Annotated in this window: 19 protein-coding genes; all 19 read left to right on the top strand. The window is 36.1% G+C overall.

Annotated features, from left to right (window positions below; genetic code table 11):
• The first annotated feature begins 17 nt into the window (after positions 1 to 17).
• The 19 genes from FHL06_RS04555 (at position 18) to FHL06_RS04470 (ending at position 12,079) form a co-directional block, all read left to right on the top strand.
• Positions 18 to 227, top strand: a complete 210-nt coding sequence (locus FHL06_RS04555; protein WP_010019121.1) for a helix-turn-helix transcriptional regulator — start codon at positions 18 to 20, stop codon at positions 225 to 227.
• A complete protein-coding gene (ssb, locus tag FHL06_RS04550; protein ID WP_153385052.1) occupies positions 217 to 717 on the top strand; it encodes a single-stranded DNA-binding protein in 501 nt (166 codons plus the stop codon). The genes FHL06_RS04555 and ssb overlap by 11 nt, the downstream gene beginning before the upstream one ends.
• A 268-nt stretch (positions 718 to 985) precedes the next feature.
• Positions 986 to 1,438, top strand: a complete 453-nt coding sequence (locus FHL06_RS04545; RefSeq protein WP_153385051.1) for a replication terminator protein — start codon at positions 986 to 988, stop codon at positions 1,436 to 1,438.
• 128 nt (positions 1,439 to 1,566) lie between these two features.
• Entirely contained in the window at positions 1,567 to 1,695 is a 129-nt protein-coding gene (locus FHL06_RS14905; protein ID WP_272950445.1) for a hypothetical protein, read from the top strand.
• 102 nt (positions 1,696 to 1,797) lie between these two features.
• Complete coding sequence (locus FHL06_RS04540) at positions 1,798 to 1,983, top strand: hypothetical protein (RefSeq protein ID WP_153385050.1); 186 nt, start codon at positions 1,798 to 1,800, stop codon at positions 1,981 to 1,983.
• Positions 1,984 to 1,992: 9 nt separating this feature from the next.
• Positions 1,993 to 2,214, top strand: coding sequence for a hypothetical protein (locus tag FHL06_RS04535; RefSeq protein ID WP_152999975.1), 222 nt, complete (start codon positions 1,993 to 1,995; stop codon positions 2,212 to 2,214).
• Complete coding sequence (locus tag FHL06_RS04530) at positions 2,201 to 2,383, top strand: hypothetical protein (protein WP_059074304.1); 183 nt, start codon at positions 2,201 to 2,203, stop codon at positions 2,381 to 2,383. The genes FHL06_RS04535 and FHL06_RS04530 overlap by 14 nt, the downstream gene beginning before the upstream one ends.
• Positions 2,384 to 2,469: 86 nt before the next feature.
• Positions 2,470 to 2,922, top strand: coding sequence for an ArpU family phage packaging/lysis transcriptional regulator (locus FHL06_RS04525; RefSeq protein WP_010019135.1), 453 nt, complete (start codon positions 2,470 to 2,472; stop codon positions 2,920 to 2,922).
• A gap of 635 nt (positions 2,923 to 3,557) precedes the next feature.
• Positions 3,558 to 4,142, top strand: coding sequence for a helix-turn-helix domain-containing protein (locus tag FHL06_RS04520; protein WP_153385076.1), 585 nt, complete (start codon positions 3,558 to 3,560; stop codon positions 4,140 to 4,142).
• The gene (gene terL, locus FHL06_RS04515) at positions 4,129 to 5,568 is read left to right on the top strand and encodes a phage terminase large subunit (protein WP_153385049.1); all 1,440 of its coding nucleotides are present in this window, start codon (positions 4,129 to 4,131) and stop codon (positions 5,566 to 5,568) included. Before FHL06_RS04520 ends, terL begins: the two co-directional genes overlap by 14 nt.
• A 16-nt stretch (positions 5,569 to 5,584) precedes the next feature.
• On the top strand, positions 5,585 to 7,240 hold the full coding sequence (locus FHL06_RS04510; RefSeq protein WP_153385048.1) for a phage portal protein: 1,656 nt from the start codon (positions 5,585 to 5,587) through the stop codon (positions 7,238 to 7,240).
• Positions 7,240 to 8,211, top strand: a complete 972-nt coding sequence (locus tag FHL06_RS04505; protein WP_153385047.1) for a minor capsid protein — start codon at positions 7,240 to 7,242, stop codon at positions 8,209 to 8,211. Before FHL06_RS04510 ends, FHL06_RS04505 begins: the two co-directional genes overlap by 1 nt.
• Positions 8,212 to 8,364: 153 nt before the next feature.
• Entirely contained in the window at positions 8,365 to 9,036 is a 672-nt protein-coding gene (locus FHL06_RS04500) for a DUF4355 domain-containing protein (protein ID WP_153385046.1), read from the top strand.
• A gap of 11 nt (positions 9,037 to 9,047) precedes the next feature.
• Complete coding sequence (locus tag FHL06_RS04495) at positions 9,048 to 9,365, top strand: hypothetical protein (protein WP_010019148.1); 318 nt, start codon at positions 9,048 to 9,050, stop codon at positions 9,363 to 9,365.
• 4 nt (positions 9,366 to 9,369) lie between these two features.
• Complete coding sequence (locus FHL06_RS04490) at positions 9,370 to 10,398, top strand: major capsid protein (protein ID WP_153385045.1); 1,029 nt, start codon at positions 9,370 to 9,372, stop codon at positions 10,396 to 10,398.
• A 112-nt stretch (positions 10,399 to 10,510) separates the two neighbouring features.
• Positions 10,511 to 10,867, top strand: coding sequence for a phage head-tail connector protein (locus FHL06_RS04485; RefSeq protein WP_153385044.1), 357 nt, complete (start codon positions 10,511 to 10,513; stop codon positions 10,865 to 10,867).
• Positions 10,864 to 11,187: a hypothetical protein gene (locus FHL06_RS04480; RefSeq protein WP_153521769.1), complete on the top strand. Its 324-nt coding sequence runs from the start codon at positions 10,864 to 10,866 to the stop codon at positions 11,185 to 11,187. The genes FHL06_RS04485 and FHL06_RS04480 overlap by 4 nt, the downstream gene beginning before the upstream one ends.
• Positions 11,187 to 11,666, top strand: a complete 480-nt coding sequence (locus tag FHL06_RS04475; RefSeq protein ID WP_153385042.1) for a hypothetical protein — start codon at positions 11,187 to 11,189, stop codon at positions 11,664 to 11,666. Before FHL06_RS04480 ends, FHL06_RS04475 begins: the two co-directional genes overlap by 1 nt.
• A gap of 8 nt (positions 11,667 to 11,674) precedes the next feature.
• Entirely contained in the window at positions 11,675 to 12,079 is a 405-nt protein-coding gene (locus tag FHL06_RS04470) for a hypothetical protein (protein WP_153385041.1), read from the top strand.
• Positions 12,080 to 12,114: the final 35 nt, after the last annotated feature.

The following is a 12,114-nucleotide window of genomic DNA, read 5'->3' as shown; positions in this document are numbered from 1 at the left end:
ACAAGATGGAGTGTAAAATGTACAAAAATAACTTAAAAAAAATACTCAAATCTAAAAATATTAATCAAAGTGAGTTATCAAGAATTGCCAATGTGCCACGGACAAATATAGTTTCTATTATTAACGGTAAAATAAAGAATCCAACTATTGGATTGATGATTAAGATTGCTGATGCACTTAATATTAGTTTAGATGAATTTAGAGGTGATAATACAAATGATAAATAGAGTAGTCCTAGTAGGTCACCTAACACGTGATCCAGAACTTAGATATACGACGAACGGTGCAGCAGTTGCCAGTTTCACGATTGCCGTAAACAGACAATTTACTAATTCTCAAGGTGAACGTGAAGCCGATTTTATAAATTGTGTTATTTGGAGGAAAGCTGCCGAGAATTTCACCAATTTCACTCACAAAGGTTCACTTGTAGGTATTGATGGACGAATTCAAACACGTAACTATGAGAATCAGCAAGGACAGCGTGTATATGTCACTGAAGTGGTCGTTGAGAACTTCTCACTTTTGGAAAGCAGAAAAGATGCAGAAAATCAGCAGCAAAATTCCAGTAATACCAACGACTACAGCCATCAACCGCCGAAAAAAAGTAGAAACGATGCAGTAAACACAAAAAGTGATGTAGCAAATTCAAGGAGCGGTGATCCATTTGCTAATAATTCCAAACCAATAGATATCTCGGATGATGATTTGCCATTTTAAATAAGGTGGTGTGAATGATATGAATTACCAGGAGATTTACAGGGATTTTGTTAGAGAGAGATTTGTAGATGAGTCTCACAATATCATTCGTGCAATTCTTTATATTCATAGAAATTTTTATAAAACACCAAGGTCATTTCAACGGGCCGATAGAGAATTAGACGATGATATTAAAAATGAGATTATTCTAGGAATTTTAAAGGATGACAAGTTAGCAAGTAAATATAAATTATGTCGGATTTGATTATTAAACAAAGAGGTTAAACACATGACAAAAAAGTTAATCAATTTCAATTTATCCACGATGTCGGATGGTGGAGTACAAGAAAAGTTTGAACAAGAATTAAAAAAGGTTGCTGAAAATATCTTGGATCCAAATACCGATGCGAAGAAAAAACGTACCGTGACAATTACATTGACATATCTTCCAAATGACAACAGGGATGCTATCGCGGTTTACTCTGAAGTTAAGTCTAAGCTCGTTCCACAAGATGGGGTATCAACTACGTTACTCGTTGGTAGGAACTCTAATACAGGCTCAATCGAAGCTAATGAGCTTAAATCTGGGGCCAAAGGACAAACTTATTTCGATGAAAATGGGGATGTTCGTACTGATACTGGTGAAAAAGTTGAAGATGTCGAAGACAAAAAGGAAAAAGATAGTTCAAAAAAAGCTGCTCGAGTAATCGATTTACAAAAACAAAATACTAATATGGCATAGGTGATAGAAATGGCGGATTTAACTTATGAAGCGATTGAGAAGATTCAAGAAATGGCTGAAAAAGCCAATAGCAAAGATAGACTCGTTCAAATGGCTTGCTGACAATATGAAAAGGATGGTTTGTAATAATGATTGATGATGTATCAGCATGGGCATTACAAATAGCTGCAGAACAATTAGGATATGAAGACTTTAGTGAAGTCCCACCTCAAAGCATGGGAGAAGTTTATGAAATTGCTGAGGAAATAGACTATTAAAGTTTCGAAGATTAATGTAAAGGGGTTAAATAATGGGAGCAATCGAATCAAGTGATGAGACCAAGAACAAAATAATTCAATCAATTTTACAGGAGGACGAGCTTGCTAAAAGATTTAAATTGTGCCGTGTATGAAATGCGTTGCAATAAGTATCCGTGTGTTGAAATTGCTGATGCTTTACATATTAGCGATGAAGATGTTGAGTTTATTGACAAGGCCAATCAAGAACATTTGGCAAAATTAGAAATGATTAGATTAGGAAGGTTAAATCTTAGCGATTTTAATTAGATGATGAAAATGACAGATGATAATTTAGCAGTCTATCAAATGCGTGAAAATAGATATAAGAATAAAGAAATAGCAGCTGCTATGCATAAAGAGCTTTTTTATATAGAAGACATAATACGTCAAAATAACAGGATCGGTAAAAAATTATATAGAGAAGACGATGAATGGCAGCGGTTGAATGCTAGAAGGAATAAACATAGGAATGAGGCGTTAAGTAATGGTAAATCTTAAAGACATCAAAGTGAATATTAACGTTGATACGACAGATATTTCAATGAGCGACGAAGTTAAGAATGAGTGGGTCAATGATCCATTGGATAAAATGTTAGATAAATGGAAACATAGTGGGCCAAAGCAGAGACGATTGATTAAGATCAGCAAGTCAAAGAATCATAATTAGACAACAAAAAAGCCACCCACAAAGTGAGCAGCTAATTAATTGATTCCAGCAAATCAATTATATCATAAGTGGAGGCTGTATATATCGTGGGATTACTATTACCAGATATTGATGAAGAAAAAACAATTAAGAATGTTAAAAATTATTTTGAGCATGAATTTCCAAGATTAATTGCTCAATCTCACATGAGCCTCACGTATGTGCAGTCTCCAAGTTTTGATTGTATTGGGAGTGGAATTAATACAAGAAATACTCAAGAGGATAAAATTGTGGGTAAATTAGGTGCAAAGGAATATATCCAAATAACGATGAAACTTATTAGCAACTGTCCGCATGATTATATGGTTATTTTGAAAAATTATTATATCCATAATATGACGAACATTGATTTGCAAGAATTATTAGGCTATGGACAAACGCGATGTAATGAGCTAAAGAATATGGCTTTGCTATACTTTGCTGATGCTTTTATTGATTATTACGATTTGCATGTTTATATTCCAGAAAATAAAAAAAGCGATGTAATGCCGACGTATTAGCGATGTTTTAGTGATGAAAGAGCGTTACACAAGCGACCACTTTACGTGTTATATTAGTATTATCGAAAGATTAAGAGATATGCGGTTACTCTACCGCTTAAAAGGAGCTCATTTGTTAGAAGAGTTATGATAACGCTCTTCATTTCGTGAGAACACATGGGTGGGCTAAATTAAAAAAATAATTAGTATTTCCCTCAACAATATTTAAATGTTTTTCCTTCCAATTTAGCTTGAGGTTCGAATCCTCATTCTCACATTGGCCGGCGGAAAACGGTCATAAAATATAAAAGAAAACGTTAATTGATTCTTTTGTAAAACAACAACGGTAGTCGGTGGCGCAAAGGGTAACGCTAAATACAAATGATGGTGTATGGTTCGATTCCATGCCTGACTATATAAAGAAGATCAGTCAATTATGGCTGGTCTTTTTGTTTTGGAGGAAAATATGAAATTTGGTAAAGCAATTAAATTAATGAAGCAAGGCAAGAAAAAGCTTATAAAGATGTGGAACCATGAAGATGATTAATACACCTTGTGGCTACATGACACCACTAGAATATAAAATGATTAATTACATTGATCGTGATTTGAAAAAAAAGAGAGAAAAACTTAAGCCAAGAAAGTAGGTGATAATGTTGGCTAAGTCGAACATTGGCGAATGGATAACTTCCGAAGGACTACTTCAATTAGAAGGCTGGGCACGTGATGGCTTAACTGACGAACAGATTGCCCATAATATTGGAATTGTTCCATCTACGCTTTATGAGTGGAAAAAGAAGCAATCGGAGATATCGGAGGCCCTAAAAAAGGGAAAATCGGTTGTTGATCGTGAGATTGAGAATGCTCTATTCAAGCGTGCCAAGGGTTTTACAGCTACTGAGACACAATATAAAGTAGTTGCAGTTGACGATGAATTAATTGAAGTCAGAAGACGTGACTACGCTAATAAGTGGAAGTTGAAACATCCAGATGCTTCTAAACAAGAAATAGAAGATGCTGCTATCAAAGGCGTGAAAACCACTAGAAGAATCAAGTTAGGAGTAGTTGAAAAGGATATTCCACCTGATACGACCGCTGCTATATTCTGGTTAAAGAATCGTAAGCCTGAAGAATGGCGTGATAAGCATGAGACTGAGTTATCTGGTGGCTTAAACGTTCATAACCCATATGCAAATCTTACTGATGCCGAATTGAAGAAGATTGCTCATGAACAGAAGTGACTGGATCAGACGTGGTGCAGAGATTGAATTAGCAAGAAGACATTTTTTTGATTTTTGCAAGTTGAGAATGCCTGACTTTTATAAACCCAACCGTACATACTTGGTTGATTTATGTAATGATTTGGAAGAATTCTTAACTAGCGATGATCAAATACTAGTAGTTAATGAACCACCACGACATGGAAAGTCTTTGACGGCCACCAATTATGTTGAGTGGCTACTTGGAAGGGATGGCACTGAAAGAATCATGACTGGATCATATAATGAAACGTTATCCACTGTATTTTCTAAGTCAGTTCGTAATACCATTCAAGAAGTTAAAGCCGATGACAACATACTTGTTTATAATGATATTTTTCCAGACACTCACATTAAATATGGTGATGCTGCTATGAATATGTGGAGTCTTGAAGGCAGTCCGGTTAACAACTACCTTGCTACATCACCAAGTGGTACGGCCACTGGTTTTGGTGCTGATCTAATTATTATTGATGATGTTATCAAGTCAGCTCAAGAAGCTAATAACGCTAATCGATTAGATGATATTTATCATTGGTACATTGATACAATGCTTTCACGTCTTGAAAAAGGTGGCAAAGTTTTAATCATCATGACACGGTGGGCCAGTGGCGATCTGGCTGGACGTGTGCTGACTGAGATGCCGAAAGCTGGATACAAGGTCAAACATATTAACATGAAGGCTCTACAAGATGATGGAACGATGTTGTGTGATGATGTCCTATCACTTGCTGAATACAAGCAAAAGACATCGGTCATGAGCCCTGAAATTGCAGCTGCTAACTACCAGCAAGAGCCAATTGACTTGAAGGGTACTTTATATCAGAAGTTCAATACATACACGAAACAACCTGAGTTCAGTGGTATCTATGCATATTGTGATACTGCTGATGAGGGTAGTGATTATCTTGTATCAATCGTATATGGGATGTACAAGCAAGAACCCTATATATTAGATGTGGTCATGACACAGGAACCAATGGAAGTCACTGAATCTTTGGTTACTGAAAGTTATTACCGAAATAAGGTTAACCTTGCTAGAATTGAATCTAACAATGGTGGTAAAGGATTTGCACGTCAGGTTGATACCAAATTAAAGAATGAGTATAAAACAAATCGTACTGTTATTAATTGGTTTCACAATAGTCAAAATAAGGATGCACGTATTCTATCTAATTCGAGTTGGGTAGAAGAACATATGCATTATCCTGAGGACTGGAAGTCACGTTTTCCAGTCTTTTTTGATGCAATCAAGAAGTATCAACGTGCTGGTAAGAATCTGCATGATGATGCTTCAGATGCTTTAACTGGTGTTGCTGAATCAGTTATGTCAATGGAAACTAATAACCACAGTCAAAACAGAAAGCAACAAATTAAGAGTTTAAGAAATCTAGGACTAATTAATTAGAAAGGAGCTGATGTTAATGGCAACAGATACAGACCCGTATGCACTAGGGCAATCAATCCATATGCTAAATGGTAAGCGTTGGGTTGGCGGTTTACTCAAAGCTAACAAGCAATACACAATGCCAGCTGATGATTGGAATGAAATTAAGAACGATCCCGAGAAAATTAAAGAAGTGTTGCAGTATTTTGTTACTCAACATTATCAATATCAACTGCCTAGAATATTGGAGCTTGAACGCTATTACAAAGGTGAAAATGACATTCATTTTGCTAATACAAATATATCAAGTAGCAGAGCTGACAACCGTGTTACTTTTGGATTTCCTAAGTTCATCACTAATACACGTGTTGGTTATTCTGTCGGTAATCCTATCAAGTTTCAATACAATAAAGATGATAGTAACGATGAGGATTTAAAAAATGCATTAGATAATTTTAATAGTCGAAACGATGAAAGTTATCACGAAAAAGTGATGAAGAAGAATCTAAGTATTACCGGTCGAGCTTATGAGCTTGAGTATGTCAAAGAAGGCACAAATGATGTAGCAATCAGACCGATTGACCCAGCTAATGCATTTATTGTTTATGATTCATCAATCGAGCAGCATTCGTTATTTGGCGTTAGATATTATCTTATTGAGTACATGAATAAGCCAAAATATTATGCAGAAGTATATACAGACGACGCCATTTATTATTTCAATGATGGTGAAACTCCTGGAACTGATTTAGTATTTGATCACGTTGATGAACACTACTTTTTTGGCGTTCCATTGACTGAATATATTAATAATGACGAACGCATGGGCGACTGGGAAGCCTCACTCGACAAAATTGATGCCATTGATAAAGCTGTATCGGAAATGGCCAATTCACAAGAAGATTTTGCTAATGCTATTTTGAAAATTATTGGCAATTTTGATATTAGTGATGCTGACGGTGAAGAGCCAAAGCACCCACAAATCGACCGCAAGAATGCAATTATGTGGTTGCAACCTGATGTACAGCAAAATATCGGTGACAATGGCAACACCGTGATTCAGCCAGATGTTGGTTACGTTACTAAGGATTTAAATGTGGCCGAATGGAAAGTATATGTTGACCTAATTCGTGCTCAAATTCATATGGACACAAATACGCCCGATACATCAGACGAAAGTTTTTCTTCTAATTCATCTGGTGTTGCAATCCTTTATAAGCTTTGGGGTAGTGATCAAGAGCGTTCCATTCAAGAGAGTTTATATACACGTGGTCTTATGAGGCGTCTTAGACTCCTTGGAAACTATTTGGAAGTTACTGGTCAAATAGCTCATGCAGAAGACGTGGAGAACTATCAAATCATATATACACCTAACTTACCTAAGAATGACCAAGAAACACTTCAAAATGCTCAAATACTTGCTAATCTGGGTACTGAGTCAGATCAAACTATTCGGGAAGTTGTTGAGAAGTATACAGGCATTTCACCAGAAACAGAGCAGCAACGTGTTGATGATGAGAACAAGCGAGAACTCAATAGCGATCCAATGCAGAAAGTATTTAATCGAGTTCAAACGCCTGATCCAATTAAAACGATTGACAGTAGCAAGCCCGACCAAAGCAAGCCCGACCAAGCTAATTCAAGCTCAACCATTTTAGATAAGATTAAAGGTTTGTTTGGCGGTGGTAAGTAATGAAACTTACTGAAAAGCAAGCTATAGCAATTGCTCAGGCTATTTATGGTAAGCAAGATGAGCGTGTGAAGCAGATTGAACAGCTTTATAAAAATACACAATCAAATGTTATTGATATGATTGCTGCCTTTATTGCTAACAATTCAAATTGGAATGGTAAAGCTAATCCTGATGAGATAGCAAACTTCTTATCCAATTTGAAAGACACGTTTAGTAATGTCGGTAAAGATGACCAGGCTACCATTAAGACAGCATTCAAAGGTAATCGTTTGAAAACCAACGGTGATGTGTTAATTGCTAAGGTTACTCAAGAGTTTGTTAAACAGATGGTGGCTCAAAAGTTGCAATTGAGTGTAAGCACGCAGAACATCCCTGATGTAGTTAACTCAAAGAACTATAAAAGTGCAAAGAAAAAAATCAATACTTATAATCGTCAATCAAAACGATCAATGAATATTGATTCTATATTGCAACGGACAGCACGCAACGCTGTGTTAGATCGTCACGTTGATTCTGATATGTTTAGCTCAATTAATAAGCAGACACTTCAAACTATTCGTAAGGTTAGGGATGTCGCTGAAAGAGCTGCTAAATCACCAAAGGATTCTCTTAATTGGCAAAAGGAAGTGGCAAATATTTTGACTGGTGGCCATAAAGCTACTAATGGTCAAATGGGCAGAGCTGCTGGCATGATTCGAACCGCTACTGGACAGGCGTTAAACAGAACAAGATTGGAAAAGCTAAAGAGTGACAAAGTTAAGAAATATAAGTTTATTTCACTCGAAGCACCTAATACATGTAAAGATTGTGCTGATTTAGATGGAAATATATATGATGTTAAAGACGCAAAGGAAGGCGTTAATTTTCCTTTGATGCATTATAACTGTCAATGCACTGTGATTGAAGCCAATGATAAAAACGATTGGGATACTTCTGATCATGATGTTAGTGAAGAACTAGATAGCTTATAGAAGGCAAAATATGTCTGATGTATATATATAAATAATTTTGAGTAGTCATGCTAATGTATGGCTTTTTTTATTGCCATTTTTGTTGGTTGCTGGCGTAAAAAAACAACTGATGAATAAAAGTTATACCACTTAAAAGTATGGAGGAATCTAAGTATGAAATCACTATTACAAGAACCAATCAAACTAAATTTGCAATTCTTTTCTGAGGAAGGCGGAAACGGATCAGATAACGAGGGCAGCAAAGGCCCAGAAAATGAAAATTCTGACAACAGTTCCGATGAATCAGGCAAAGAGAATGATAAAGACAGTTCTGATGGTGAAGATGACGGCAAGATGTTCACTCGCTCTGAATTGCGAAAATTGATCGGTAGTGCTGTTAATGAATATAAGACTAGCAAACTACCTAATTTGTTAAGCGAAGCAGAACAAAAAGGCGCTAATAGAGCCAAAATGACTGATGAAGAGCGTATCGAAGCTGATACAAAGGAACGTGAAGACAAACTTAATAAAAGAGAACAAGCCTTAAATCAGCGTGATGCCTTATCTGATACGACAACAAAATTATCCGAGAACGGATTACCTACAAGTTTTGCCAGTATGTTGAGCGATCTTCATGAGGATAAGCGTACAAAAAATGTCAAAGAATTTAAGAAGGCATTTAGTGAAGCTGTTCATAAGGGCGTTCTCGAAGCTACTAAGGGTGGAAAGACACCTCAAACTGGTGGTAGTGAACATACTGAAGATATTGGCTCCAAATTTGCTGAAATGGCAAATAAGCAAGGTCAAGGATTGAACAATAATCCTTGGTCAAAATTAAGAAAATAGGAGGATAAACTATGTTTTATGAAAAAAATGTTCATGTAGATGAACTCAATTTTTTAGATAGTGAGAAGTATGTAGCATTTTCCACTAAGGTAGATGCTACTACTCCAGGAGTGGTTAATGGTGTACTACCTGCTGGCTCAATTGTTCCATCTAACGATGCGAAAGCTCACGCAGTTACTTTAAACGAGGTAGATGTGTCACATGGACCTGAATTAGTTTCAGGGATCGTTGATGGCTTCATTAATGCCAAACGTTTGCCAGTTGCACCAACTGCCGAAGCAGTGGCGGCGCTAAAACGAATTACATTTTCAAATTTAGAGGAGGCTTAATTTAATGCCAGAAATTTTAGATTTATTCAATCAAAGAGATGTGCTTTCATACGTTAATAATCGTCAATATCCTGCATATTTAGGCGATTCACTATTTCCATCAAGAAAAGTATTAAGTCTAGATGTTGAAATTCTTGAAGATAGATATACAACACCTGTAATAGCTCCAATGTCATCATTCGATAGTGAAGCACAAATTGGAAGCCGTGAAGCTGATAGACGTTATGCAGAACTAGGCTATATCAAACGTAAGATTCAACTTAAAGAAAAAGATTTGGTAGCACTTAGAAATCCAAGAAACCCACAAGAACAACAATACTTAACTCAATTGGTTTACAACGACACCGACCATATGGTAGAAGGTGTGCAAGCTCGTGTTGAATTAATGCGTATGCAATTACTTGCCAACGGTGTTGTTTTACCTGATGATGCTGATTCTAGCTGGAAGATTGATTACGACTTACCTAAGGAACATCAAGTAACTGTTACTAAGTCATGGGATGACCCATCAAGTGATCCAATTTCAGATATTAAAGCTTGGGTTAATACTTTGGATATCGTGCCAACTAGAGCTTTGACATCAAGAAAAGTTCTCCAAGCTTTGGAAGAAAACAGCTCAATCAAAGCACTATTTAAGAGTTTGGGTGTAATTCCATCTGATGGATCATTAAATCAAATTATGCAAAGCCTCGGATTACCTGTTATCGTTACTTATGACAGAAAGTACCGTGCACAAAGCGCAACAGGATCATATACTAAAGAACGATTCTTCCCAGAAGACAAATTTGTCATGTTTGATGATAATACTTTGGGTGAAACACTTTATGGACCAACTCCTGAAGAAAGCCGTCTTATGTCAGGAAACAGTAACGACATGATGGTTGGGAATATCTTTGCCACAATGTATGAAGAAGGACATGATCCTGTGGGTACATGGACAAAGGCAGCTGCTACATCATTGCCAACTCTTGCTAGTCCTGATGAATTGTTCCAAGCACAAGTTCTATTATCTGGATCTACGAAGTCAAAATAGATCCGCCATCAAGTTCGGATGGCGATAAAACTAGTCCGGATAAACCAACTAACGTGAAGTCGGTAGCTACTACAGATGGTGCCATTATTTCAGCTGAGTAGGGGGTGATTTAATGGCTGATGAAGTTAAAATTGAAGATTCAATCCTTAAAGATTTCAAAACTTTAAAGCATATCAAGAATGATGAAATGGACGATATCTTTAAAATATATATCAATCAAGCTATGCAAGAAGTTGAATTGTATATTGGACGAGATACTCTGCCAGACGTTTTGAAAGGTATCATTACTCAAATGGCCGAGGCTAAGTTCACTAAAGCTGGTTCAGAAGGTACGAAATCTTCTAGTGAAGAAGGTCTATCTTATTCTTATAACAGCAATGATATTGAACAGTTCTATCCTCAATTAAACAGATATTTAGACAATCTAAAGGGTAGTGATAACCGTGGGAGGATAGTGACGTTCGATTGATTATAAGAGATGTAGTTTTATTGACTAAATCAAATAAAAGGAATACCGATATCCTAGATCATCGAGTAGTTTATAATGAACAAATTGTAAGAGGTGCAAGAGTTACTGAATTGAATGGCTCACAGTCTCAAAATAATGCTATTGGAAGGCAATACAACCATTCATATGTAATCAGATTAGAAGGTATTTATAACGCTGATAAGATAGCTTTTATTGAGGATTATCAAGAAAATAATTCACATGTTTTACAAATTGCACAAATTAGAAAACATCATTTTAAAACTGACATTTATTGTGGTGATACCGAGGTGAAAAGCTAATGGCTTGGAATAATGAGCATGTACCGGTAGTCAGAGTTCAAGCTAAGGATAATTTTAGCGATCCACTAATTGCTATGGCTAGATCACTAAAACAATCTGGCAATTCTGATTTGGCAGAGATGGTACTTAAAGATAAAGCGCGACTCAAAGTCAATGTGCCTAAGGCCGTTGATAGGATTGCTAATGATGAAGTTGACGGTGCTCAAAAGTTAATCAAAGAGCGCCAATATCATTCAAAATCTGGCTATGTAGGACATGGTAATTTGTGGAAGTCAGTGGTCAAGCATCCAAGCAAAGACGGTATGAAGTCGGATATCTATGCTAATGCTGAATCTAAAGAAGGATATGAGTATATCCAGGCCTTCGAATATGGTTTGAAGAATAAAAATTACCCTGCCCATCACGTTATGCATGATTCAGGGATGAATTTAGATGTAGATAAGTACTCAGATGAGATTATTAAAAAATCGATAAAGTAGGTGATTAATTGATTTCACCACAACATGACATGTTGCAATCAGCAATCAGAACGTTAGAGATTATTACGGATATACATATATTAGATTTAGATGCAGTTGACAGTAATGAATATCCTCAAATTATTGTTTCAAGTGGTCAAAATATTGATGCAGAGCGTGCTAAGAATGAACAGCGTTCTACATATACGCTTTATGTTGACTACTTTGATGATGTTGATAACGATCATGGCTTGATGATGGATACATTATTTAGTATCCGTGAGTATCTCAAGTATTTGAGATTGTCCAATTACAATTGCCAATCTTATGCGTTTAATCAATCATCAGAAACAATTGATAATTCAACTTCTAAATCGCTGAGACATGTAACAATTACATTTGATTATCACATTACAGAAAAATTAATTATTTAGACATTCATTTATAAAATGGGTGTCTTTTTTTATGT

The sequence above is a fragment of the Companilactobacillus halodurans genome (assembly GCF_009600985.1).
GTDB classification, from domain to species: domain Bacteria; phylum Bacillota; class Bacilli; order Lactobacillales; family Lactobacillaceae; genus Companilactobacillus; species Companilactobacillus halodurans.
Note: the sequence above shows the minus strand (reverse complement) of the source record. Positions and strands in the feature narration are given on the sequence as shown.

Bases quoted from the DNA above. Each gene is read 5' to 3' on its own strand.
- FHL06_RS04555 (WP_010019121.1), top strand. From the start codon at position 18: ATGTACAAAAATAACTTAAAAAAAATACTCAAATCTAAAAATATTAAT.
- ssb (WP_153385052.1), top strand. From the start codon at position 217: ATGATAAATAGAGTAGTCCTAGTAGGTCACCTAACACGTGATCCAGAA.
- FHL06_RS04545 (WP_153385051.1), top strand. From the start codon at position 986: ATGACAAAAAAGTTAATCAATTTCAATTTATCCACGATGTCGGATGGT.
- FHL06_RS14905 (WP_272950445.1), top strand. From the start codon at position 1,567: ATGATTGATGATGTATCAGCATGGGCATTACAAATAGCTGCAGAACAA.
- FHL06_RS04535 (WP_152999975.1), top strand. From the start codon at position 1,993: ATGACAGATGATAATTTAGCAGTCTATCAAATGCGTGAAAATAGATAT.
- FHL06_RS04530 (WP_059074304.1), top strand. From the start codon at position 2,201: ATGGTAAATCTTAAAGACATCAAAGTGAATATTAACGTTGATACGACA.
- terL (WP_153385049.1), top strand. From the start codon at position 4,129: ATGAACAGAAGTGACTGGATCAGACGTGGTGCAGAGATTGAATTAGCA.
- FHL06_RS04510 (WP_153385048.1), top strand. From the start codon at position 5,585: ATGGCAACAGATACAGACCCGTATGCACTAGGGCAATCAATCCATATG.
- FHL06_RS04505 (WP_153385047.1), top strand. From the start codon at position 7,240: ATGAAACTTACTGAAAAGCAAGCTATAGCAATTGCTCAGGCTATTTAT.
- FHL06_RS04500 (WP_153385046.1), top strand. From the start codon at position 8,365: ATGAAATCACTATTACAAGAACCAATCAAACTAAATTTGCAATTCTTT.
- FHL06_RS04495 (WP_010019148.1), top strand. From the start codon at position 9,048: ATGTTTTATGAAAAAAATGTTCATGTAGATGAACTCAATTTTTTAGAT.
- FHL06_RS04490 (WP_153385045.1), top strand. From the start codon at position 9,370: ATGCCAGAAATTTTAGATTTATTCAATCAAAGAGATGTGCTTTCATAC.
- FHL06_RS04485 (WP_153385044.1), top strand. From the start codon at position 10,511: ATGGCTGATGAAGTTAAAATTGAAGATTCAATCCTTAAAGATTTCAAA.
- FHL06_RS04475 (WP_153385042.1), top strand. From the start codon at position 11,187: ATGGCTTGGAATAATGAGCATGTACCGGTAGTCAGAGTTCAAGCTAAG.